The following is a 23,575-nucleotide window of genomic DNA, read 5'->3' on the forward strand; positions in this document are numbered from 1 at the left end:
GCCATGGTGTTCAGTTCCGTTTCCTTCTTGTTCTACTTTCTGCCCGCCTTCCTGTGCCTGTACTACCTGCTGCCCTGGAAAAACGGCGTGCTGCTGGCCGCCAGCCTGCTGTTCTACGCCTGGGGCGAGCCGCGCTTCGTGCCGCTGCTGATGGCCTCGGCCCTGCTCAACTACGTGTTCGGCCTGGCCATCGCGCGCGCGGGCCGGCGCGCCATGGCCGTGCTGGCGGTGGGCGTGGGCCTGAACCTGGCGGTGCTGGCCTACTGCAAGTACGCCAACTTCCTGACCGAGATCCTGAACCTGGTGCTGAGCCATCCGCTGGCCCCGCCCGGCATCGCGCTGCCGCTGGGGATCTCGTTCTTCGTGTTCCAGGGCGTGTCCTACCTGGTGGACGTGTACCGCGGGCAGGTCGACGCGCAAAAGAGCTTCTGGAACTTCGCCATGTACAAGGCCATGTTCCCGCAGCTGATCGCCGGCCCCATCGTGCGCTACCAGCAGATCGCCGGCGAGGTCGAGCACCGCGAGGTGGACGCGGCGCGCATCTGGCGCGGCCTGCAGCAGTTCATGACGGGCCTGGCGCAGAAGGTGTTGATCGCCAACGCCGTGGCGCTGCCGGCCGACAGCCTGTTCGGCGCCGGCCCCGAGCACCTGAGCAGCGCCGGCGCGTGGATCGCCGTGGCCTGCTACAGCATCCAGATCCTGTACGACTTCGCCGGCTATTCCAACATGGCGATCGGCATCGGCCACATGATCGGCTTCAGCTACCCGCCCAATTTCGACCGGCCCTACAGCGCGCTGTCGCTGACGGAGTTCTGGCGCCGCTGGCACATCAGCCTGTCGAGCTGGTTCCGCGACTACCTGTACATCCCGCTGGGCGGCAACCGGGCCGGCCCGCTGCGCACCTACCTCAACCTGGGGCTGGTGTTCCTGCTGTGCGGCCTGTGGCATGGCGCGGCCTGGACCTTCATCGTGTGGGGCGCCTGGCATGGCGGCCTGCTGATGGTGGAGCGCGCCGGCCTGGACGCGGTCCTGCGGCGCCTGCCGCGCGTGCTGGCCCAGGCCTACACGCTGCTGGTGGTGATGCTGGGCTGGGTGTTCTTCCGCGCCGCCGACGTGCCCACGGCGCTGCACCTGCTGCGCGTCATGTTCGTGCCCGGCGACGGCGGCGCCTTGCCCCATGACTGGCACCTGTCGATCGCCGCGCCGCAGTGGACGGCGCTGGCCATCGGCGCCGCGCTGGCGCTGTGGCGCCGGCCGGCCGCCGCTACCGCCGCTACCGCCGCCGGCGCCGCGCCGGCGCGCCTGCCGCGCTGGCAGCAATCGGCCCGGCTGGCGCTGGTGCTGGGCGCGTTCGTCCTGTGCAGCGCCAGCCTGGCGGCCGGCACCTACAATCCCTTTATCTATTTCCGTTTCTGATGATGTCACTACGCGAACCGCGCGCCAGGGCGCGCCTGGCCAAGATCCTGCTCGTGGCGTTGCTGGCCGCGCCGGCGCTGCTGGTGCTGCCCTCGAAGCATGACGAGGGCGAGAACCGCCACCTGGCGCCCTTCCCGTCGGCGCCCGACAGCCCGGCCGCCGCGCTGCGCTACACGGGCGCGTTCGACGCCTGGGCCAACGACCATTTCGGCCTGCGCGCGCGGCTGGTGGCGCTGCACACCAAGCTCGATTACGCCTTGTGGCGCCAGTTCCCCACCCACCAGGTGATCGCCGGACGCCACGGCCGCATCTTCACGGCCGCGTTCCAGGCCGAGGCGCCGCCCTACAGCGGCATCCTGTCCGTGTGCGGCTACCAGGCCACCCAGGCGCCCATGCTGGCGCAGCAGATCGACCGTTTCGTGGCCCAGACCCGGGCGCGCGGGCTGGACGCCAAGCTGCTGGTGGTGCCCACCTCGCCCGTGGTGAACATGGAGCAGTTGCCGCGCTGGCTGTACGGCCTGTGCCGCGACTCGGTCACGCCGATGTCGCAGGTGCTGGCCGGGCCGCTGGCGCCCGAGGTGCGGCGCCAGCTGTCCTATCCGCTGGCGGCCATGCGCGAGGCCAACGCGCGCGAACCGCTGTTCCCCAGCACCTATTTCCACTGGGCCGGCGCCGGGCCGCGGCTGGTGTCGGCATGGACCGTCCAGCAATTCTGGGGCGCCACGCCGCAGCAGGCCACGCCTTACGTGAGCAAGGTGGAACGCCAGCCATCGGACATCTCGCACCTGTTCCACGGCCTCAAACTCGAAAGCGACGTGGAGACGCTGGACTGGCAAAAGTCCGGACTGGAGCTGTGCTATGGCGCCACCTGCTTCGACGGGCCGCTGCGGCCGGTGGTCGAGAAGCTGCGCGAAGCGATCCGCGTCACCAACCCGCGCGGCCAGCGCCAGCGCCTGGTCATCATCTCCGATTCCTACGGGCCGCCGGCGGTGGGCTGGTTCGCCCGCTACTACAAGGAGGTGCTGCTGTTTAACACCAACTTCCTGGGCACGCTCGACGCGGCCGACCAGCAGCTGTTGCGCAGCTTCCTGTTCGAGCACCGGGCCGGCGACGACATGCTGGTGCTGTACCACGACGCCACCGTCTACGCGGGCCGGCTGGGGAACGACTTCAAGACCCTGATGCCCTAGCGCCGGCCAGCCGCGCCAGCGCGCCCATGGCCACCTCGGGCGGCACCAGGTGGGCGCCCTCGAACTGCTGGAATTCCACCGTGTAGCCGGCCGCCGACAGCTCGCGCGCGATCGCCTGGCCCCGTTGCGGCAGCAGCACGGCGTCGGCCGCGCCATGGGCGATGAACACGCGCGGCAGGCCCGCGACGCGCAGCGGCCGCGAAAAGCCGGGCGAGAAGGCGAGGATGTCGCCGAACAGGTCGCCGTTGGCCAGCCCGACCGACAGCGCATAGGAGGCGCCGTCGGAAAAGCCGGCGATGGCCAGCGCGTGCGGCGCGATGGCGTAGTGCTGCATGGTCCAGCTCAGCAGCAGGTCGATGAACGACAGGTCGGGGCCATAGCCGCCGCGCAGCAGATCCCACGACGTGCCGAGCGCGCGCGGCGCCAGCAGGAAGGCGCCGCGCAGCATGGCGTGGCCCAGCGCCGTGGCCTCGGACCCGCCGTCGCGCCGGCCCGCGCCGTGCAGCAGCAGCAGCAGCGGCGCCCCCTGCGGGTCGGCATGGGCCGGCGCGTAGAACAGGGTCTCGCGCCCGTCCGGAAAGACCAGCGTGTGCAGGCCGGGCGCGATGGTGGGCGTGGCCGAGGGCGGGTGGGGCCGCGCGTACAGCCGTCCTTCGCTGTAGGCGCCGTCCGGGACGGCGGAAAATGGTGCCATGGCGGCCTGTGCGCGGGGTGGACAATACCGGCAGCTTACTCCGTTTGCCGCCAGCGCGGCGCATCCGCGAAATTAGAGGATTTCTTCGGTTTTGCTGATTCAAGTGGCAAAAATAATTGCAATCGATATAATTGCACTGTCTTTTAGGAAACAATAATTAACAATAGCAAACAGACAGGGAATCCCACATGAAATTTGCCGCCGTCCTCAAATCCTTCGCCGCCGCCGCCGTCCTCGTCGCGGGCAGCAGCCACGCCGCCACCGAGCTGATCTCCAACGGCAGTTTCGAGCAGAACCTGCAAGCCTCCGGCACCTGGAGCATCTACAACAACCTGATCGGCTGGCATGGCGCCAACAAGACCGGCATCGAGCTGCGCGACAACGTGTCCGGCACCGCCTTCGACGGCAAGAACTTCGTGGAACTCGACACCACCGCCAACAGCTCGATGTGGCAGGAAGTGAACGACGTGGCCGGCCAGCACTACACGCTGAGCTTCGCGTTCGAAGACCGCGCCGGCGTGGCGTCGTCGTCGCAGGGCGTGCAAGTGTTCTGGGGCAGCCAGAACCTGGGCGTGTTCAACAACGCCAAGGAATGGACCCTCAAGTCCTTCGACGTGGTGGGCAACAAGGGCGGCACCAAGCTCAGCTTCCTGGCCGTCGGCACCAGCGACAGCCTGGGCACCTCGATCGACAGCGTGTCGCTGACCTCGGCCGTGCCGGAACCGGAAACCTACGGCATGCTGCTGGCCGGCCTGGGCCTGGTGGCCTTCGTGGCGCGCCGCAAAGCGGCCAAGTAAGCACCGCCCGCGCCACAAACCGGGGTCAGGTCATGCTGTCGCGCAAAATGCGCGAGAGCATGACCTGACCCCGGTTTTTTTATTGTCAGGCCAGCGTCATTTCGACGGTGGTGATGGCGTCCGGCCGCACGCTGACGGCCTTGTCGAGCGACAGCGGGGGCGTGCCGCGCGTGGACAGGCGCAGCCGGTGCTGGCCCGGCGCCACGTTCACGCACGACCAGACGGTGCCCGTGAACGGCTGCGGCGCCTCGTCGTCGAGGCCGATGTCGACCGTCTGCACCTGGCCATCCTTGTGGCTGAGCGCCAGCTCGATGGCGCCGCTGGCGCGGGCGGCCGTGACCGACACCCGCACCGCGTCCAGCGCCTTGTCGCCGGCGTCGCGCTGGGCCCGGATGGCCTCGCCCAGCGCCGTCATGCTGGTGCTGAATTCGGCCGCCCACTGGCTCGTTTCCTCCGCCTGCAGGCGCACCGTGTCGTCCTCGTACTGGCGCGCCAGTTCGAACAGGGCGCGCACGTCGGCGTCGTCCAGCGCGCCGTGCCGGGTCAGCAGGTGGCCGGCCCATTCCAGCTCGAAGCGGCGGCTGCGGTTCTCGATGGCGGTGACGGTGGTGATGTAGCGCAGCCAGCCGCTGGACCAGCCGAAGATGCGGTCGGCCCCCTGCAGCAGCCCGGCCAGGGCCAGCGCCACCACGCCGCTCTGGGTGCACAGCAGGCGCTGCGCGCTGTCATCGCTGAAGCCGGCCGCCACCGGCAGCAGCGAGCCGGTGATCAGCAACAGGAAGGTGGCGCCGCGCACCCACCACGAGATGCGGCGCTTGACGGCGATGCTGGACCAGTACCAGCCGCGGATGGCGGCGCCGGTGCCGTTGGCGTGGTCGTAGATGGTCTTGAGCGCGTCGGCGGGTTGCTGGTCCCGGTACTGGTTCCAGGGCAGGAGTTTGGTGTGGCTGACGTCGTTAGCGCTCATGGGGTGGCAAGTGGGGCAATCGTTGATCGGCAGGCCCGGCGGCATGGTCACGCACGGGCACACTGGATTCTACCTGCCAACGGACGCGCCGGGGCGGCGGCGGCCCGGCGCCAAGGATGGGATTGTCAAACGTATCAATGAGTGGCAGTGGCGGGTAAAATAAATTCGAGCGAAGGTTTGCGGGCCTCTCAGTTGCAACGCTGGAGAAAATGGGGTTTCGGCTATGAGCAATGAAATTCAGAAACTGACCGCCTCGTCTGCCTATCGGGCTTTGCTGGAGCAGATATCCGGCACCTACAACCAGGGCCGCGTCCGCGCAATGCAGGCCGTCAATGACCAGCTCATCGAGACATATTGGCAGGTCGGACGGCACATTGTCGAATTTGAGCAGGGCGGAAGAATCCGCGCCGACTACGGCACGGCCTTGCTTGCCAGCCTGACGAAGGATTTGAGCCTACGCCACGGCAAAGGTTTTAGCCGCAGCAACTTGATACGAATTCGCCAGTTTTACCAAGCCTATCCAAATGGTGCGACGCTGTCGCACCATTTGAGCTGGTCGCATATTGTCGAACTGCTGAAAATCGACGATCCGTTGGAGCGCGGGTTTTACGAGCGCCAGACCGGCCGCGAATGCTGGTCGGTGCGGGAATTGAAACGGCAGAAGGAAAGCGGCTTGTTCCTGCGACTGGCCGCCAGCAAAGACAAGGCTGGCGTCCTGCAGCTTGCCGCACAGGGACAAATCGTCGAACAACCTGCCGACTTGCTGCGCGAACCTTATGTGTTTGAGTTCCTGAAGATTCCCGAGCCATATCAGGTCTCGGAAGCCCAGCTCGAAACGGTGTTGTGTGACCACCTTCAGCTCTTCTTGCTTGAACTGGGGAAGGGCTTCACGTTCGTCGGCCGGCAATATCGGGTAACCATCAACAACCTCCACTACAAGGTCGATCTGGTTTTTTATCACCGCATCCTGCGCTGCTTTGTGTTGGTCGATCTCAAGATCAACGACGTTCAGCACCAAGACATCGGCCAGATGAATATGTATCTGGGCTATTTCGCCAAAGAGGAGAACGTCGAGGGCGATAACCCTCCCATCGGCATCATCCTCAGCCGTAACAAAGATGAACTGCTGGTCGAATACGCGACCTACCAGATGAGCAGCCAGCTTTTCGTGCAGAAATACCAGCTCTACCTGCCGGATCGCGATGCGTTGCGCCGGGAGTTAGAAATAAGTTTGCGCGCGGCCGAGCAATGAGTGCGATTCCAACGGGGTACGAGCAGACTGAGGTTTGTAATAACAACCAAATCACATCAGGATCACGTCGTACTGCTCCTGATGGTAGGCCGTCTCCACCTGCAGCGAGATCTTCTTGCCGATGAAGTCGCCCAGCATGGCCAGGTGCTGCGATTCCTCCTCCAGGAACAGGTCCACCACCTCCTGCGAGGCCAGGATGCGGAATTCGCGCGGGTTGAACTGCTTGGCTTCGCGCAGCAGTTCGCGCAGGATCTCGTAGCAGATGGTGCGCGACGTTTTTACTTGACCTTTTCCCGCGCAGGCGGGGCACGGTTCGCACAGGATGTGGGCCAGCGATTCGCGCGTGCGCTTGCGCGTCATCTCCACCAGCCCCAGCGCCGAGAAGCCGGACACGGAGACCTTGGTGCGGTCGCGCGACAACGTCTTTTTCAACTCGGCCAGCACGGCGTTGCGGTGCTCGTTGTTCTCCATGTCGATGAAGTCGAGGATGATGATGCCGCCCAGGTTGCGCAGCCGCAGCTGGCGCGCGATCGCGTGCGCCGCCTCCAGGTTGGTCTTGAAGATGGTGTCGGCGAAGTTGCGCCCGCCCACGAAGCCGCCGGTGTTGACGTCGATGGTGGTCATGGCCTCGGTCTGGTCGACGATCAGGTAGCCGCCCGACTTGAGGTCCACGCGCCGTCCCAGCGCGCGCAGGATCTCCTCCTCCACGCCGTACAGGTCGAACAGCGGGCGCTCGCCCGTGTAGTGCTGCAGCCGTGGCAGCACGCTGGGGGTGTAGGTCTGGGCGAACGCCGACAGGGCGATGTGGTTCTCGCGCGAGTCGACCTGGATGGTGGCCGTCTCCTCGTGCACGAAGTCGCGCAGCACGCGCTGGGCCAGGCTCAGGTCCTGGTGCAGCAGCGTGGTGGCGGGCTTGGTGCGGGCGCCGTTGGTGATGGCGGCCCAGGTCTTGCGCAGGTATTCGACGTCGGCCGCGATGTCGGCGTCGGTCGCCTCCTCGGCCTGGGTGCGCACGATGTAGCCGCCTTTCTCGTCGGCCGGCAGCAGGCCTTGCAGGCGCGCGCGCAACGCTTCGCGGTCGGCTTCCTTCTCGATCTTCTGCGAGATGCCGATGTGCGAGTCCTGCGGCAGGTAGACCAGCATGCGCCCGGCGATCGAGATCTGGGTCGACAGGCGGGCGCCCTTGGTGCCGATCGGGTCCTTGATCACCTGCACCGTCAGCACCTGGCCGTCGAACAGGATCTTCTCGATCGGGGTGGGGGCGGCGTTCTGGCCGTCGTGCGGGCGGGCTTCCCAGATGTCGGCCACGTGCAGGAAGGCGGCCCGCTCCAGGCCGATGTCGATGAAGGCCGACTGCATGCCCGGCAGCACCCGCACCACCTTGCCCGAATAGACGTTGCCGGCCAGGCCGCGCGTGAGCGTGCGCTCGATGTGCAGTTCCTGCACGGCGCCCTGGACGATGAGGGCGACCCGCGTCTCCTGCGGGGTGATGTTGATCAGGATGTCTTCGTTCATGCGTCGGTCACTTGCTTGTTGGTGGTTGATGGGCGCGCATGGCGATCATACACGGTTAGCCATCATTGCAACATGGCGGTGATGCGACAGCAAAACCAGCGGCTGGGCCAAGCGCGAGGACGGGGGCAGGCCCTTCACGCCGGCAAAACCAGGGTCGGACCCAAGGGGTAGACCCTCTCCCTTCCCATCCCTCAGGGCAGCGGCAGGCCGGCCTGGCGCAGCAACTGGGCCGTCTCGAACAGGGGCAGGCCCATGATGCCGGAGTGGCTGCCTTCGATGTGCTCGATGAACTGCGCCGCCAGGCCCTGGATGCCGTAGCCGCCGGCCTTGTCGTATGGTTCCTGGGTGGCGCAATAGGCGTCGATGGCCGCCTCGCTCAGGGGGCAGAAGCGCACGTCCGACACCTGCGTCACCTGGCCGGTGAAGTCGGCGTGGTGCACGGCCACGGAGGTCAGCACCTGGTGGGTGCGCCCGGACAGCCGGCGCAGCATGGCTTTCGCCTCGTTCGGATTGGCCGGCTTGCCGAGGATGTCGCCGTCGATGGTGACGGTGGTGTCGGCGCTGAGCACGGCGCGCGGCGTCAGGTGGCGCCGCAATTGGAGGTTGTAGGCGAAGGCCGCCTTCTCGCGCGCCACGCGGGCCACGTAGACGGCCGGCGCCTCGCCCGGCAGCACGTCCTCGGTCACGTCGGCGCCGCGCGGGCCGTCGCTGCGCAGCAGCAGCAGTTCGAAGTCGATGCCGATCTGGCGCAGCAGTTCGCGCCGGCGCGGGCTTTTGGAGGCGAGGTAGATCTTCTTGTCGACCGGTTTCATTTTTTAATTATAGTGACGTCAGACCCGATGGTAAGGGTGGTTCTGCGTGATGGACCAGGCCCGGTACAGCTGCTCGGCCAGCATCACGCGCACCATGCCGTGCGGCAGGGTCATGCTGGAGATGCGGATCAGGCCTTCGGCGCGCGCCTTGAGCTCGGGATCGAGGCCGTCCGCGCCGCCGATCAGGAAGGCCGTGTCGCGTCCGTCCTGCTGCCAGGTCTCCAGCTGCTTGGCCAGGCCGACCGAGGTCAGGTCCTTGCCGCGCTCGTCGAGCGCGATGATGCGCACCGACTTGGGCAGCACCGCCTCGATGCGCTCGCGTTCGAGCGCCATGGCGGTGGCGGCCGTCTTGCTGCCGGAACGCTCGACCGGCTTGACTTCCTTGAGCACGATGCGCAGCTCGGGCGGCATGCGCTTGGCGTATTCAGCGTAGCCGGCCTCGATCCAGGCCGGCATCTTGTGGCCGACGGCCGCGATGATCAGTTGCATCGACCCTTACTCGGCCACTTTCTTGATGCGCTTGATCACGGTCTTGGCCGGCGCTTCCTTGTCGGCGGCCGCTTTCGGGGCCTTCGGCTTCGGTGGCAGCTTTTTCAGCTCGGCGGCGGCGGCGGTGGCGGTCTTGGACTTGGCCACTTTCACCACTTTGCCGGCCGGGGCGGCGACCTTCTTGGCGGCCGGCTTCTTCTCGGCGGCCGGCTTGGCGGCGGCCTTCTTGACAGCGGCCTTCTTCTCCACCACCGGCGTCGCTTCGACGGCGGCCTTGGAGGCGGCCAGGTGGCCGCTGGTCTTCTTCGGCGCCGCTTCGGCGTCGGTCTTCTTGGCGCGCTTGGCGGCGCCCAGCTTGACCGGCTTGTCGCCCCAGATTTCTTCCAGGCGGTAGTAGGCGCGGATCGGGGCCTGCATGATGTGGACGATCATGTCGCCCAGGTCGACCAGCACCCATTCGCCGGTGTCCTCGCCTTCCATGCCGTAGACGTTGCCGCCGGCTTCCTTGACCTTGTCGCGCACGGACGCGGCCAGCGCCTTGGTCTGCCGGTTGGAGGTGCCGGAGGCGATGGCGATGCGGTCGAACAGGCTGGTCAGGTGGGTGGTGTCGAACAGGACGATGTCTTGGGCCTTGACGTCTTCGAGGGCGTCAACGACGAGGGATTGCAGTTTTTTGATGTCCATTTAGCTTTTGTATAAATTATGTTGTTCAATATAGTCTAGCACTCGCGGGGAGATAAGCGAATTCGCCTGCTCCCCCCGTTGTAATGCCGCACGTATCTGGGTGGCGGAGATGTCGACCGCAAAGTCCTGTGCCAGATAAGTCAGACCGTGCGGGGTGTTGCGTATTTGTTCCGGGCTGCCCAGCCGGCGCGTGAATTCCGCCGCCACCTCCGGCGCCAGGCTGTCGAGCGCGAAGCCGGGGCGGGCCGCCACGCAGAAGTGGGCATGGTCGAACAATTGCCGCCAGTCGCGCCAGGTGCCGAGGTTCTGCAACTGGTCGGCGCCCATCAGGAACGCGATCGACGCCTGCGGGCCCAGTTCCCGGCGCAGGCTGCGCAGCGTGTCGATGGTGTAGGTCGGCTGCCCCTGTTCGCCGCGTTCGATTTCCTGCAGGTCCACCAGCAGCGGGAACGGCTGGTCGGCGAAGGCCAGCTTGACCATCTCGGCCCGCTGGCGCGGCGTGGCCTGCAGCGTGGATTTCTGCCACGGGTTGCCGGCCGGGATCACGCGCAGCTGGTCCGATTGCAGCAGGTGGGCGAAATGGGCGCCGAGCGCGACATGACCGACATGGACCGGATCGAAACTGCCTCCCAGCAGTGCGATACGGCGCGTCACGTCGTCAGCCAGTCCCGTGGCGGCAGGAAGTCCGTGTACAGCGCCGCTTCCGGCGTGCCCGCTTCCGGCTGCCAGTCGTAGCGCCACTTGGCCAGCGGCGGCATCGACATCATCATCGATTCCGTGCGGCCGGCGCCCGACTGCAGGCCGAACAGCGTGCCACGGTCGAACACCAGGTTGAATTCCACGTAGCGCCCGCGCCGGTAAGCCTGGAAATCGCGTTCGCGTTCGCCGTAGGGCTGGTCCTTGCGCCGCTCCAGCACCGGCAGGTAGGCCTTCAGGAAGGCGTCGCCCACGCTGCGCGTCATGGCGAAGCAGTGCTCGAAGCCGCCGGCGTTGACGTCGTCGAAGAAGATGCCGCCCACGCCGCGCGCCTCGCGCCGGTGCTTGAGGTAGAAATACTCGTCGCACCACTGCTTGAAGCGCGGATGCAGGTCGTCACCGAACGGCGCCAGCGCATCGAAGCAGGTCTGGTGGAAGTGGCGCGCGTCCTCCTGGACGCCGTAGTAGGGCGTCAGGTCCATGCCGCCGCCGAACCACCACACGGGCGTGCCGTCGGCCGCGCTGGTGGCGAAGAAGCGCACGTTCATGTGCACGGTGGGCGCGTAGGGATTGCGCGGGTGCAGCACCAGCGACACGCCCATCGCCTCCCACGGCTGGCCGCCCAGGTCGGGCCGGTGGGCCGAGGCCGACGGCGGCAGTTTCGCGCCCTTGACGTGCGAGAAGTTGCAGCCGCCCCGTTCGAACACATGGCCTTCCTCGATCACGCGCGTGACGCCGCTGCCGCCCTCGGGGCGGTCCCATGCGTCGCGCCGGAACGGCGAGCCGTCCAGCGTTTCGAGCGCCTGCACGATGCTATTTTGCAGCGCGAGCAGGTAAGCCTTGACGGCCTCAGGGTTGGGGGAAAGCGACATGGCGCGGTGCGGGGAAAAAAATCAAGGGGAGATTGTAGCAAAAAGAACCGGGGTCAGGTCTTGAAATCGCGCAAATTGCGCAATTTCAAGACCTGACCCCGGTTTTGGGGGCGGCGCGGAGGATCAGTGCTTCAGGCCGCGCCAGCCGATGTCGCGGCGGCACTGCATGCCGTCGAAGTGGATGTGGTCGACCGTGTCGTAGGCCTGCTTCTGCGCCATCTTGATGCTGTCGCCCAGGCCCACCACGCACAGCACGCGCCCGCCCGTGACCAGCAACTGGCCGTCCACGGCGGTCGTGCCGGCGTGGAAGGTGACCGATTCCGGGGTCTCGGCCGGGATGCCGTCGATCACGGCGCCCTTGACCGGATCGTCCGGGTAGCCGGCGGCGGCCAGCACCACGCCCACGGCCGTGCGGCGGTCCCATTCCAGTTCCACCGCGTCCAGCGTGCCGTTGACGGCGTGTTCCATCACGCTCAGCAGGTCGGTCTTCAGGCGCGCCATGATCGGTTGCGTCTCCGGGTCGCCCATGCGGCAGTTGAATTCCAGCGTGCGCGGATTGCCGGCCGCGTCGATCATCAGGCCGGCGTACAGGAAGCCGGTGAACTGGATGCCATCCTTGGCCATGCCGGCGATGGTGGGGTTGATGATCTCGCGCATCACGCGCGCGTGCAGCGCCGGGGTCACGATCGGGGCCGGCGAGTAGGCGCCCATGCCGCCCGTGTTCGGGCCTTCGTCGTTGTCCTTCAGGCGCTTGTGGTCCTGGCTGGTGGCCAGCGGCAGCACGTTCTTGCCGTCGCACATGACGATGAAGCTCGCCTCCTCGCCGGCCAGGAATTCCTCGATCACGATGCGCGCGCCGGCGTCGCCGAAGCGGTTGTCGGCCAGCATGTCGTCCACCGCGCGGTGCGCCTCTTCCAGCGTCATGGCGACCACCACGCCCTTGCCGGCGGCCAGGCCGTCGGCCTTGATGACGATGGGCGCGCCCATGGCGTCGATGTAGGCGTGGGCCGGGGCCACTTCCGAGAAGGTCTGGTAGCGCGCCGTGGGGATGCCGTGGCGGTGCATGAAGGCCTTGGCGAAGTCCTTCGACGATTCCAGCTGCGCCGCTTCTTTCGTGGGGCCGAACACCTTCAGGCCGCGCGCGCGGAACAGGTTGACGATGCCGCCGGCCAGCGGGGTTTCCGGTCCCACCACGGTCAGGCCGATGTGTTCCTGCTCGACGAAATTGGCCAGTTCATGCAGGTCGGTGATGTTGACGTTGACCAGGCGCGGATCGCGCGCGGTGCCGCCGTTGCCGGGGGCCACGTACACCATCTGGATCCGTTCCGATTGCGCCAATTTCCATGCCAGCGCGTGTTCGCGGCCGCCGGAGCCGACTACCAAAATTTTCATCGTTCTATCCATGTAAGAGCGGAAAACGGCGGCCAGGTGGCCGCCGTGGGGGGATTGCTGCCGGGACGAAGGCTCAGTCTTCGATCAGGGCGTTGGAATAGACTTCCTGCACGTCGTCCAGGTTCTCCAGGGCGTCCAGCAGTTTTTGCATCTTGACCGCGTCGTCGCCGGTGAACACGGTCTCGGTGGCGGGCTTCATGATGATCTCGGCCACATCGGCCTTGAAGCCGGCCGCTTCCAGCGCGTCCTTGACGGCGGCGAAGTCGTGCGGTCCGCACAGCACCTCGAAGCCGCCTTCCTCGTCGGCCACCACGTCCTCGGCGCCCGCTTCCAGCGCCACTTCCATCAGCGCGTCCTCGTTGGTGCCGGGCGCGAACAGGAACTGGCCGCAGTGCTTGAACATGAAGGACACGGAGTTCTCGGTGCCCATGTTGCCGCCGAACTTGCTGAAGGCGTGGCGCACTTCGGCCACCGTGCGCACGCGGTTGTCGGTCATGCAGTCGACGATGATGGCGGCGCCGCCGATGCCGTAGCCCTCGTAGCGCACTTCCTCGTAGTTGGCGCCGTCGTCGCCGCCGGTGCCGCGGCTGATCGCGCGCGCCACGTTATCCTTGGGCATGTTGGCGTCGGCCGCCTTGTCGATGGCCAGGCGCAGGCGCGGGTTGGCGTTGACGTCACCGCCGCCCATGCGCGCGGCGACCGTGATTTCCTTGATCAGTCGGGTCCAGATTTTGCCGCGCTTAGCGTCCGTCGCGGCTTTTTTGTGTTTGATATTGGCCCATTTGCTATGTCCAGCCATGTTCAGTCTTCCTTAGGCGGTGAGTCCGTGAGGGCGACATTTTAGCATACCGGCGCCCCGCCAGACCGCCCCCGGGCGGACGCTGCGGCGTGTACGGATTGTAATGTTGCTAAAATAGAGTGGCTGCTCGGTTTCTTGTAGGCATCAAGTCACATGCCCATGCTACGATTTTAATTTCCAGTACTTTTTGAACAAGAGGGGACATATGGACAGAAGGCAGTTTCTCAAATTCAGCGGCTTCATCACCGTTTCCGTGGCCAGCACCGGCCTGGTCGGTTGCGGCGGCAGCAGCTCCCCGGCCGCGGCCAACCTGCCGGCCGCCACGGGCGCCAGCTGGAAGTTCCCGCAAAGCGTAGCCTCCGGCGATCCCCGCCCCGACAGCGTCATGCTGTGGACGCGCGCCCTGCCTGCCGGCGCCGACAGCGTGGCCGCCGCCCCGTCCGGCAACGACGTGAGCATCCGCCTGGTCGTCACCGCCACCGACAACAGTTCCCTGCTGGGCAGCAACGCCGCGCTGGCCGGCACCATGGTGGTCGACACCCAACTGCCGCTGCAAGCCCAGTTCGACAACACGGTGCGCCACAAGGTCACGGGCCTGACGGCCGGCACCACCTATTTCTACCAGTTCGTGGCCGGCGACGTGCGCTCGAACGTGGGCCGCTTCAAGACGGCGCCGACGGCCGACGCCGACGTCAGCCAGCTGCAGTTCGCCTACATGACCTGCCAGGACTGGAGCATCAACCACTGGGGCGCCATGAGCAACCTGGCCACCGAGAACCTCGACTTCATCGTCCACCTGGGCGACTACATCTACGAGACCGTGGGTGAAGCGTTCCAGGTCGGCGCCGTGGAAGCCCGCCACGACCAGCTGGTGCTGCCCGACGGCGCGTTCAAGAGCGGCACCTCGGGCGCCAAGTACGCCACCACGCTGGCCGACTACCGCTACCTGTACAAGAAGTACCGCACCGACAGCCGCCTGCAGGCGCTGCACGAGCGCTTCGCCTTCATCGCCATCTGGGACGACCACGAGTTCTCGGACGACTGCTGGCAGGACGCCGAAACCTACGAGGGCACGTTCAACGCCGACGGCAGCGACCTGCACCAGCCTAGCCGCCGCCGCAACGCCAACCAGGCGTGGTTCGAATACATGCCGGCCGACGTCAGCCTGGACACGGCCTCGACCAGCTTCCAGAACATCAAGATCTACCGCGACTTCCAGTTCGGCAAGCTGATGCAACTGGTGATGACGGACGAACGCCTGTACCGCGCCGACCACGTGATTCCGGAAGCGGCCATCAACCCGGCCACCGGCGCGGCCGTGGGCAGCATCGGCGCGCGCTATCTGGTGCCGCAGGATGTGTTCAACAGCGTGGAAGCGCAGAAGATGGCCGGCGGCACCCAGATCGGCGCCGATCCGCTGAGCATCGTCGGCATGCTGGGCACCACCCAGCGCCAGTGGTGGATGGACAAGATGAAATCGTCCACCTCGACCTGGAAGCTGTGGGGCAATGAAGTGTCGCTGCTGCGCATGGGCCTGAACGGTGTGGACGCGATCGCCACGCTGGTGGCGCTGGGCGCGGTGCAGCAACTGGCCACCACCATCGGCACCACGGCCGCCGCCGTCGGCGGCAACCTGCCGGTGGCCGCCGCCATCGTGGCCGCCTCCACGGCCGGCGCCACGGCCGCGACGGCCCAGGCCGCCGCGATGGCCATCGCCGGCGCCGGCAGCAGCAGCGCCGCGCAAGGCGCCGCCGCCGTGGGCGCGGGCTTGACGACGGCCCAGGCCGGCATCACCGTGGCCGCCTACGGCGCCGCCGTGGCCGCCGCGCCGGCCGGCGCCGCCGCCCAGGCGGCGTCCGCCGCGCAGACCATCGCGTTCGGCTGGATCAAACCCGACATCCAGGCCAACAAGGCCAACTCCATCTACCTGCCGGATGCCAAGAAGGCCGCGCTGGCGCCGTTCTTCACCCGTTTCCTGATCAACTGCGACCAGTGGGACGGCTACAACAGCGAACGCAAGGCGCTGATGAGCCACCTGAAGACCAACAACGTCAGCAACGTGGTGGCGATCACGGGCGACATCCACGCCTTCTTCGCCGGCGCCGTCAGCGACGACTACGACGCGGCCAACGGCGGCACGCCGGTGATGGTGGACCTGGTCACGGCCGGCATCAGCTCCGACTCGTTCTTCACCTACCTGAAGGAGGCCGCCGCCGCGCTGGGCGACATCAGCACGCTGGTGACCTACCCGGTGAACGTGCCGGTGCCGGGCGTGGGCACGCTGAACCTGAGCTTCGACCTGCTCGACTACACGTTGGGCAAGGCCGCGCCGACCGTGGACGGCCTGCTGGAACAGCTGCGCGTGCAACTGCGCGGCGCGCTGGGCGCCAAGGGCTTGCCCGAAGCGCAGCTGGATCCGACCGTGGCGGCCGTGATGGCCGGCCTGAAGGCCAGCAGCGACTTCAGCGTCAGCCTGCTGGCGCTGGCCCAGCAACTGGCCGCCCTGGGCAACAACCCATGGCTCAAGCACGTGAACACGGATGCGCAGGGCTACACCGTGGTCACGCTGACGCCGGGCAAGATGACGGCCCAGTTCAAGCAAGCCAACAAGCTGGTGGCCGGCAACGCCCCGGCCAATGTGGTCGCGCGCGTGACCACGGCCACCGTCACGGCCGGTAGCGCCGCCGTCGCGATCAGCTAAGCGATCGCGTCAGCGGACGCCAGACGGGCCCGGTTGCGATGCAGCCGGGCCCGTTTTTCATTGGGGGACGCCGCGCCGTTTTCGCTGGCGCCGAGCAGTGTTGCCGGTTTGCCCTTACAATTCCCGGATGGATAACAAGCCGACGGACTCCCACCCCGCGCCGCACGTGCGCGCCGCCTTCCTCGGCGGGCTGGGACTGGCCATCGGCGGGGCCGTGCTGTTCTCCACCAAGGCCGTGGTGGCCAAGCTGCTGTACCGCCACCACCTCGACGCCGTGACCCTGATCGCGTTCCGCATGCTGTTCTCGCTGCCCGTGTTCGCCGCCATCGCCGTGTGGCAGATGCGCAGCGGGCCGCCGCTCAGCAACGCCGACCGCTGGCGCCTGGTGGCGCTGGGCCTGCTCGGCTATTACCTGTCGAGCTTCCTCGATTTCCTCGGCCTGCAATACATCTCCGTCGGCCTGGAACGGCTGATCCTGTTCCTCACGCCGACCTTCGTGCTGTTGATGACCACCATCTTCCTGCGCCAGCACATCCGGCGCGCCCAGTGGCTGGCGCTGGGCACGTCGTACGCCGGCATCGTGCTGGTGTTCCTGCACGACCTGCGCGGCGGCGGCAACGTGGCGCTGGGCGCGGCGCTGGTGATGGGCTCGGCCGTCGCCTACGCGGTCTACCTGCTGTTGTCCGGCGAGATGGTCAAGCGCATCGGCTCGCTGCGGCTGGTGTCGTACGCCATGTGCGTGTCGAGCGTGGCCTGCATCGGCCAGTTCTTCCTGCTGCGCCCGGCCGCGCTGCTGGTGCAGCCGGCGCCCGTGTACTGGCTGTCGCTGGTGAACGGCATGCTGTGCACCGTCATGCCGGTGTTCATGACCATGATCGCCGTGGCCCGCATCGGCGCCGGCACGGCGTCGCAGGCGGGTATGATAGGCCCCGTCTCCACCCTGTTCCTCGGCGCGCTGATCCTCGGCGAGCCGATCACCCCCTGGCAGCTGGCCGGCACCACGCTGGTGCTGGCGGGGATTTACCTGCTGTCGAAGAAGTAGCCGCAACACCTTGTCTTCCACCTCAACTACGGATCACGCTATGAAAACCCGCATCGCCCTGATTGCCCACGACAAGAAAAAAGACGACATGATCGCGCTGGCCACGGAATACCGCGCCTTCCTCGCCACCTGCACGCTGGTGGCCACGGGCACCACGGGCGGCCGCCTGGTCAACGAGGTGGGCTTGCAGGTGGAGCGCAAGCATTCGGGCCCGTTCGGCGGCGACCTGCAGATCGGTTCGCTGCTGGTGGAGGGCATGATCGATTGCGTGATCTTCCTGCGCGACCCGATGACGCCGCAGCCGCACGAGCCGGACATCAACGCCCTGGTGCGCGCCTGCGACGTGCACAATACGCCGTGCGCCACCAACATGGCGTCGGCGCATCTGGTACTGTCCCAACTGCAGCTGCGCGCGCAGCCCTGACCCTGACCAACAAACGGAGGCCGGCATGACGAAAGTGATACAGATGACCCGCACCGGCGGGCCGGACGTGATGGAATTGATCGACGTGACGCTGGCGCCGCCCGGCCCCGGCGAGGCGCAGGTGCGCCACGAGGCGATCGGCGTCAATTTCATCGATGTGTATTTCCGCTCCGGCCTGTACCCGCAGCCGCTGCCGGCCGGGCTGGGCATGGAGGGGGCGGGCGTGGTGGAGGCGGTCGGCCCCGGCGTCACCGAGGTCAAGGTGGGCGACCGCGTGGCCTACGCGGGCCGGCCCAACGGCGCCTATGCGCAGGCGCGCAACATGCCGGCCGCCGCGCTGCTGGTGCTGCCCGAGCAGATCCCGTTCGAGACGGCGGCCGCCATGATGCTGCAGGGGCTGACGGTGCAGTACCTGTTCCACCGCACCGTGGCGCTCAAGGCCGGCGACACCATCCTGTTCCACGCGGCCGCCGGTGGGGTGGGCCTGATCGCGTGCCAGTGGGCGCGCGTGCTGGGCGTGAACCTGATCGGCACCGTGGGCTCGGACCAGAAGGCGGCGCTGGCGCGCGCCAACGGCGCGGCCCACGTGATCAACTACAACACGGAGAATTTCGTCGAGCGCGTGCGCGAGATCACGGGCGGCAAGGGCGTGTCCGTCGTGTACGACTCGATCGGCAAGGATACCTTCACGGGATCGCTGGACTGCCTGGCGCCGCTGGGCATGATGGTCAGCTTCGGCAACGCGTCCGGCCCGGTGCCGCCGTTCAGCCTCAATGAACTGGCGTCGCGCGGGTCGCTGTTCATCACGCGGCCTTCGCTGATGAACTACACGGCCAAACGGGAAGACCTGGAGGCGTCGGCCGCCTCGCTGTTCGGGGTGGTGGGCAGCGGCGAGGTGAAGGTGCCCGTGCACCAGCGCTACAACCTGGCCGACGTGGGGCAAGCCCATATCGACCTGGAGTCGCGCAAGACGATGGGTTCGTCCATCCTGCTGCCATGAACGCCGTGCCTGAACGGGAAGGGCAGCCCCCGTCCGGCGGCGACGGCTCGCCCAAGTTCGGCCGCCTGCTGATCGTGCTGGTGCTGGCCGTGATGCTGATCGGGGCGATCACGCTGGGGGCCGAGGCGTACTACTCCTGACCGCGGGGGCGACCGCATCTTCAGGGGCTGATCCTCGCGCACGCCAAGGTCGGCCCTTTTCGCATGCCTACTTGCTGGCCGGCGCCGCTTCCTTCGTCGCCGGCGCTGGCGCGGCCGGCGCTTCATCGTCCATCGCGCCGGCCTCGATCTTTACATCCACCTGATGCGGTACGCCGCTCTGGCCGGGGAAACCGGCGAACGCGCTGTGCACCAGCGCCGGCATCACGTGCGGCGTGGCCTGCACGCGGCTCACGTTGTGCACGGTGACGTCATACAGCTTGCGGCCGGTATCCGAGTTGATGGTGATGTTGAGCTGGCGCTCGTACTGGTGCCGCACCGACTCCTCCATCTCCATCGGACCGTAGAACATGGGGTCGTAGAAGAACGGACGGTAGCCATAGCGGTACGGGTAGCGCCCCCAGCCCGGCCCCCAGTACGGCCCCGGCCAGAACGGGTCGCTGGCCGTCAGCACGCGGATCGGCTGGTCCACGGTCTTGAAGCGCATCCCCACCAGCAGCCCGGCGTGGGTGCCGTCTGCCGCCTGGTTGAAGCCCAGTTTGCCCAGCTCGTTGCTCACCAGCACCTGATAGCTGCGGTATTCCAGCGTGTCCTCGTTGGGCGGCGGCGCGGTGAACACGTAGGCTTTGTTGCTCAGGTCCGCCGGCCAGTCGTTGAAGGCGGTCACGTCGCTACGAAGCGTCGTCGCGCAGCCGCTCAGCAGCAGGGTGGCGCCGGCCGCCATGATGGCGAATGATTTCATGGCATTGCCCTTCCACAATGAATGTTCCATGTTTTAGTCTATGACGAAGTTATCGTTAGCGCATGATTATTACAGAATGTTACGGCCAAGGGGAAACCTGCAACTTATCCGCGCTCCCCAAGGCCAAAACGCCTCGCGCCGGGTCCGGTATTGGTAAAATAGGCCCCTTGATCCAGCATCCCACCCGAGCTCCCATGCGCACAGACAGCAGCCCCCAGACCATCTTCCGCAAGGATTACACCGTCCCGGCCTACCTGGTCGACACCGTCGAACTGGGCTTCGACCTCGATCCTGACCGCACCATCGTCGCCAACCGCATCACCATGCACCGCAATCCGGCCAGCAAGGGCCGCGACATCGTGCTGCACGGCGAGGAGATCGAGCTGGTGCAGTTGCGCCTGAACGGCAAGCCGCTGGCCGCCGGCCAGTACCGCCTCACGCCCACCTCGCTGACCATCCCCAAGGCGCCGGCCGCCGTGGTGCTGGAGATCGAAACCCTGTGCGCGCCGGTGAAGAACACCACGCTGTCGGGCCTGTACGTCTCGAACGGCAACTTCTTCACCCAGTGCGAGGCCGAGGGCTTCCGCCGCATCACCTATTTCCCCGACCGTCCGGACGTGATGGCGAAATACACGGTGATGCTGCGCGCCGACAAGGCCCGCTATCCGGTGCTGCTGTCGAACGGCAACCTGATCGAACAGGGCGAACTCGATGACGGCCGCCATTACGCCAAGTGGGAAGACCCGTTCAAGAAGCCGTCCTACCTGTTCGCGCTGGTGGCGGCCCGCCTGGTGTGCCAGGAGGAGCGCTACACGCTCAAGTCCGGCCGCGAAGTGCTGCTGCAGGTGTGGGTGGAGGAGGGCAACCTCGACAAGACCGACTACGCCATGCAGTCGCTGAAGAACTCGATCCGCTGGGACGAGGAGCGCTTCGGCCTGGAGCTGGACCTGGACCGCTTCATGATCGTGGCCGTGGGCGACTTCAACATGGGCGCCATGGAGAACAAGGGCCTGAACATCTTCAACACCAAGTACGTGCTGGCCAACCCGCGCGTGGCCACCGACGTCGACTACGCCGGCATCGAGGCCGTGGTGGGCCACGAGTACTTCCACAACTGGACCGGCAACCGCGTCACGTGCCGCGACTGGTTCCAGCTGTCGCTCAAGGAAGGCTTGACCGTGTTCCGCGACCAGGAGTTCTCGGCCGACATGATCGGCACCGACACCGGCCGCGCCGTGACCCGCATCGACCAGGTGCGCACGCTGCGCCAGGCCCAGTTCCCCGAGGACGCCGGCCCCATGGCGCACCCGGTGCGGCCCGACTCCTTCGTCGAGATCAACAACTTCTACACCGTGACCGTGTACGAGAAGGGCGCCGAAGTGGTGCGCATGTACCAGACCCTGCTGGGCCGAGACGGCTTCCGCAAGGGCATGGACCTGTACTTTGAACGGCACGACGGCCAGGCCGTGGAATGCGACGACTTCCGCGCCGCCATGGCCGACGCCAACGGCCGCGACCTGACCCAGTTCGAGCGCTGGTACAGCCAGGCTGGCACTCCGGTGGTGACGGCCAGCACGCGCTACGACGCGCAAGCGCGCAGCTACGAGATCACGCTCAGCCAGCACTGCCCGGCCTCGGCCGGCCAGCCGGACAAGCTGCCGTTCCACATCCCCGTGGCCGTGGGCCTGCTGGGCGCGGACGGCAAGGACCTGCCGTTGCGGCTCGATGGCGCGCCATCGGCCGTCACCGCCCCCACCACCGTGGTGCTGGAGCTGACGGCCGCCACGCAGACCTTCCGCTTCGACGGCGTGGACGAAAAGCCCACGCCATCGCTGCTGCGCGGTTTCTCCGCGCCCGTGGTGCTCGAATACGATTACACGGACGCCGAACTGCTGCACCTGTTCAGCCACGACAGCGACGCCGTCAACCGCTGGGAAGCGGGCCAGCGGCTGGCCATGGAACGCCTGCTGGTGCTGACCAGCGCCGTGGCGGCCGGCGACGCGCTGGCGCTGGACGACACCTTCATCGCCGCCTTCCGCAACGTGCTGACGGACGACACGCTGGACCCCGCGTTCCGCGAGCTGGCCCTGATCCTGCCGTCCGAAACCATCATCGCCGAGCAGGTGCCGGTGGTCGACCCGCACGCCATCCACGGCGCGCGCCAGTTCATGCGCCGCACGCTCGGCGCCGCGCTGCGTCCGGAACTGCTGGCCCAGTACCACGCCAACCAGACGCCCGGCGCCTACAGCCCGGACGCCGTCTCGGCCGGCAAGCGCGCGTTGAAGAACCTGGCCCTGGCCTACCTGCTGGTGGCGCCGCAGGACGACGACCTGGCGCTGGCGCGCCAGCAGTTCGACCAGGCCGGCAACATGACCGACCGCGCCGCCGCGCTGTCGGCCCTGATCCACAGCGGCGCCGACGCCAGCGCCAGCCTGCAGCGCTTCTACGCCGACTTCGAACACGAGGCGCTGGTGGTCGACAAATGGTTCGCCATGCAGGCCGCCGCCCCCGGCACCAACGTGGCGGCCGTGCGCCAGCTGATGCAACATCCGGCCTTCACGCTGAAGAACCCGAACCGCGCGCGCAGCCTGCTGTTCAACTTCACCAACGCCAACCCGCCCCAGTTCCACGCGGCCGACGGCAGCGGCTACGACTTCTGGGCCGAGCAGGTGATCGCGCTCGACAAGATCAACCCGCAGGTGGCGGCCCGCCTGGCGCGCAGCATGGACCGCTGGCGCCGTTACGCGCCGGCGCTGCAGGTGCACATGCGTCACGCGCTCGAACGCGTGGCCGCGCGCGCCAAGCTGTCGAACGACGTGCTGGAAGTGATCAGCAAAGCGCTGTCCAACTAATTATTTTGACGACGACTACAACACAAGGGAATCCATGAAACGCATCAGCCTCACGCAATACCTGGTCGAAGAACAGCGACTGCACAACACGATCCCGGCCGAACTGCGGCTGCTGATCGAAGTGGTCGCGCGCGCCTGCAAGACCATCAGCCACTCGGTGGGCAAGGGCGCGCTGGGCGAAGTGCTCGGCACGGCCGAGACGGAGAACGTCCAGGGTGAAGTGCAGAAGAAGCTCGACATCATCTCCAACGAGATCCTGCTGGAAGCGAACGAATGGGGCGGCCACCTGGCGGCCATGGCGTCGGAAGAGATGGAATCGATCCACCCGATCCCGAACCGCTATCCGAAGGGCGAATACATGCTGCTGTTCGATCCGCTGGACGGCTCCTCGAACATCGACGTCAACGTCTCGATCGGCACCATCTTCTCCGTGCTCAAGGCGCCGGAAGGCATGGGCGAACCGACCGAGGCCGACTTCATGCAGGCCGGCAGCAAGCAGGTGGCCGCCGGTTACGCAGTGTACGGCCCGCAGACCATGCTGGTGCTGACCACCGGCCATGGCGTGAACTGCTTCACGCTGGACCGCGAGATGGGTTCGTGGGTGCTGACCCAGCGCGACATGCAGATCCCGGCCAAGACCAAGGAATTCGCGATCAACATGTCCAACATGCGGCACTGGCATCCGCCCGTCAAGCGCTACGTGGACGAGCTGCTGGCCGGCGACACGGGCCCGCGCGGCACCAACTTCAACATGCGCTGGATCGCCTCCATGGTGGCCGACGTGCACCGCATCCTGAACCGCGGCGGCATCTTCATGTACCCGGCCGACCTGCGCGACACCTCGATGCCGGGCAAGCTGCGCCTGATGTACGAAGCGAACCCGATGGCCTTCATCGTCGAGCAGGCCGGCGGCGCGGCCACGGACGGCAAGCAGCGCATCCTCGACATCGCACCGCACAAGCTGCACCAGCGCGTGCCCGTGTTCCTGGGCTCGCGCGACGAGGTGGCGGTGGTGACGGGCTACCATCAGGGTTGATCGTCAGCTTGGCCATCTAGTCCATTCCGCGCCCGATGCAATGAC

Annotated in this window: 22 protein-coding genes; 11 read left to right on the forward strand and 11 right to left on the reverse strand. The window is 66.8% G+C overall.

Features of this window, described 5'->3' with window-relative positions:
- Positions 1-3: 3 nt before the first annotated feature.
- The gene (locus tag AC1RQG_RS04680; protein ID WP_493128786.1) at positions 4-1,416 is read left to right on the forward strand and encodes an MBOAT family O-acyltransferase; all 1,413 of its coding nucleotides are present in this window, start codon (positions 4-6) and stop codon (positions 1,414-1,416) included.
- Positions 1,416-2,606, forward strand: coding sequence for an alginate O-acetyltransferase AlgX-related protein (locus AC1RQG_RS04685; protein WP_493128788.1), 1,191 nt, complete (start codon positions 1,416-1,418; stop codon positions 2,604-2,606). Before AC1RQG_RS04680 ends, AC1RQG_RS04685 begins: the two co-directional genes overlap by 1 nt.
- Here AC1RQG_RS04685 and AC1RQG_RS04690 read toward each other — a convergent pair.
- Complete coding sequence (locus AC1RQG_RS04690; RefSeq protein ID WP_493128790.1) at positions 2,587-3,300, reverse strand: alpha/beta hydrolase; 714 nt, start codon at positions 3,298-3,300, stop codon at positions 2,587-2,589. The genes AC1RQG_RS04685 and AC1RQG_RS04690 overlap by 20 nt on opposite strands.
- Positions 3,301-3,488: 188 nt before the next feature.
- On the opposite strand from AC1RQG_RS04690, the gene AC1RQG_RS04695 reads away from it, so the two are divergent.
- Positions 3,489-4,097, forward strand: a complete 609-nt coding sequence (locus AC1RQG_RS04695; RefSeq protein WP_493128793.1) for a PEP-CTERM sorting domain-containing protein — start codon at positions 3,489-3,491, stop codon at positions 4,095-4,097.
- An 85-nt stretch (positions 4,098-4,182) separates the two neighbouring features.
- Here the strand turns inward: AC1RQG_RS04695 and AC1RQG_RS04700 are convergent, their stop codons facing one another.
- Entirely contained in the window at positions 4,183-5,064 is an 882-nt protein-coding gene (locus tag AC1RQG_RS04700) for an SLATT domain-containing protein (protein ID WP_493128795.1), read from the reverse strand.
- A gap of 223 nt (positions 5,065-5,287) precedes the next feature.
- Between AC1RQG_RS04700 and AC1RQG_RS04705 the strand changes: the two genes are divergently transcribed.
- On the forward strand, positions 5,288-6,316 hold the full coding sequence (locus AC1RQG_RS04705) for a PDDEXK nuclease domain-containing protein (protein ID WP_493128797.1): 1,029 nt from the start codon (positions 5,288-5,290) through the stop codon (positions 6,314-6,316).
- 51 nt (positions 6,317-6,367) lie between these two features.
- Here the strand turns inward: AC1RQG_RS04705 and rng are convergent, their stop codons facing one another.
- From rng to AC1RQG_RS04745, 8 genes are all read right to left on the reverse strand, one after another.
- Entirely contained in the window at positions 6,368-7,831 is a 1,464-nt protein-coding gene (gene rng / locus AC1RQG_RS04710; RefSeq protein ID WP_493128799.1) for a ribonuclease G, read from the reverse strand.
- A 191-nt stretch (positions 7,832-8,022) separates the two neighbouring features.
- Positions 8,023-8,643: a Maf family protein gene (locus AC1RQG_RS04715; protein ID WP_493128801.1), complete on the reverse strand. Its 621-nt coding sequence runs from the start codon at positions 8,641-8,643 to the stop codon at positions 8,023-8,025.
- 18 nt (positions 8,644-8,661) lie between these two features.
- Positions 8,662-9,132 (reverse strand): 23S rRNA (pseudouridine(1915)-N(3))-methyltransferase RlmH, encoded by a 471-nt coding sequence (gene rlmH, locus AC1RQG_RS04720; RefSeq protein ID WP_493128803.1) that lies wholly within the window; start codon positions 9,130-9,132, stop codon positions 8,662-8,664.
- 6 nt (positions 9,133-9,138) lie between these two features.
- Positions 9,139-9,816, reverse strand: a complete 678-nt coding sequence (gene rsfS / locus AC1RQG_RS04725; protein WP_493128805.1) for a ribosome silencing factor — start codon at positions 9,814-9,816, stop codon at positions 9,139-9,141.
- A complete protein-coding gene (locus AC1RQG_RS04730) occupies positions 9,817-10,470 on the reverse strand; it encodes a nicotinate-nucleotide adenylyltransferase (RefSeq protein ID WP_493128807.1) in 654 nt (217 codons plus the stop codon). It abuts the gene before it with no gap.
- Positions 10,467-11,384, reverse strand: a complete 918-nt coding sequence (hemF, locus tag AC1RQG_RS04735; RefSeq protein WP_493128809.1) for an oxygen-dependent coproporphyrinogen oxidase — start codon at positions 11,382-11,384, stop codon at positions 10,467-10,469. The genes AC1RQG_RS04730 and hemF overlap by 4 nt, the downstream gene beginning before the upstream one ends.
- A 123-nt stretch (positions 11,385-11,507) precedes the next feature.
- Positions 11,508-12,776, reverse strand: a complete 1,269-nt coding sequence (purD, locus tag AC1RQG_RS04740; RefSeq protein ID WP_493128811.1) for a phosphoribosylamine--glycine ligase — start codon at positions 12,774-12,776, stop codon at positions 11,508-11,510.
- A gap of 73 nt (positions 12,777-12,849) precedes the next feature.
- The gene (locus tag AC1RQG_RS04745) at positions 12,850-13,575 is read right to left on the reverse strand and encodes a YebC/PmpR family DNA-binding transcriptional regulator (RefSeq protein ID WP_493128813.1); all 726 of its coding nucleotides are present in this window, start codon (positions 13,573-13,575) and stop codon (positions 12,850-12,852) included.
- 205 nt (positions 13,576-13,780) lie between these two features.
- Between AC1RQG_RS04745 and AC1RQG_RS04750 the strand changes: the two genes are divergently transcribed.
- The 5 genes from AC1RQG_RS04750 to AC1RQG_RS04770 all read left to right on the forward strand — a co-directional run bounded on the left by AC1RQG_RS04750 (position 13,781) and on the right by AC1RQG_RS04770 (position 18,882).
- Positions 13,781-16,276: an alkaline phosphatase D family protein gene (locus tag AC1RQG_RS04750; RefSeq protein ID WP_493128815.1), complete on the forward strand. Its 2,496-nt coding sequence runs from the start codon at positions 13,781-13,783 to the stop codon at positions 16,274-16,276.
- A gap of 127 nt (positions 16,277-16,403) precedes the next feature.
- Positions 16,404-17,318: a DMT family transporter gene (locus AC1RQG_RS04755; protein ID WP_493128818.1), complete on the forward strand. Its 915-nt coding sequence runs from the start codon at positions 16,404-16,406 to the stop codon at positions 17,316-17,318.
- Positions 17,319-17,358: 40 nt separating this feature from the next.
- The gene (locus tag AC1RQG_RS04760; protein ID WP_493128820.1) at positions 17,359-17,742 is read left to right on the forward strand and encodes a methylglyoxal synthase; all 384 of its coding nucleotides are present in this window, start codon (positions 17,359-17,361) and stop codon (positions 17,740-17,742) included.
- 25 nt (positions 17,743-17,767) lie between these two features.
- Positions 17,768-18,742 carry a quinone oxidoreductase family protein gene (locus tag AC1RQG_RS04765; protein WP_493128822.1) on the forward strand — a complete coding sequence of 325 codons (975 nt, stop codon included), beginning with the start codon at positions 17,768-17,770 and terminating at the stop codon, positions 18,740-18,742.
- Positions 18,739-18,882, forward strand: a complete 144-nt coding sequence (locus tag AC1RQG_RS04770) for a hypothetical protein (RefSeq protein ID WP_493128824.1) — start codon at positions 18,739-18,741, stop codon at positions 18,880-18,882. Before AC1RQG_RS04765 ends, AC1RQG_RS04770 begins: the two co-directional genes overlap by 4 nt.
- A 67-nt stretch (positions 18,883-18,949) precedes the next feature.
- On the opposite strand, the gene AC1RQG_RS04775 is transcribed toward AC1RQG_RS04770, so the two are convergent.
- Positions 18,950-19,642 (reverse strand): DUF4136 domain-containing protein, encoded by a 693-nt coding sequence (locus AC1RQG_RS04775; protein WP_493128826.1) that lies wholly within the window; start codon positions 19,640-19,642, stop codon positions 18,950-18,952.
- A gap of 194 nt (positions 19,643-19,836) precedes the next feature.
- Here AC1RQG_RS04775 and pepN point away from each other — a divergent pair, with 194 nt between their 5' ends.
- Both pepN and AC1RQG_RS04785 read left to right on the forward strand, forming a co-directional pair.
- Complete coding sequence (gene pepN, locus AC1RQG_RS04780) at positions 19,837-22,494, forward strand: aminopeptidase N (RefSeq protein ID WP_493128828.1); 2,658 nt, start codon at positions 19,837-19,839, stop codon at positions 22,492-22,494.
- A gap of 34 nt (positions 22,495-22,528) precedes the next feature.
- The gene (locus AC1RQG_RS04785; RefSeq protein WP_493128830.1) at positions 22,529-23,530 is read left to right on the forward strand and encodes a class 1 fructose-bisphosphatase; all 1,002 of its coding nucleotides are present in this window, start codon (positions 22,529-22,531) and stop codon (positions 23,528-23,530) included.
- Positions 23,531-23,575 lie beyond the last annotated feature (45 nt).

Source organism: Rugamonas sp. GW822-FHT03B10, assembly GCF_058801745.1.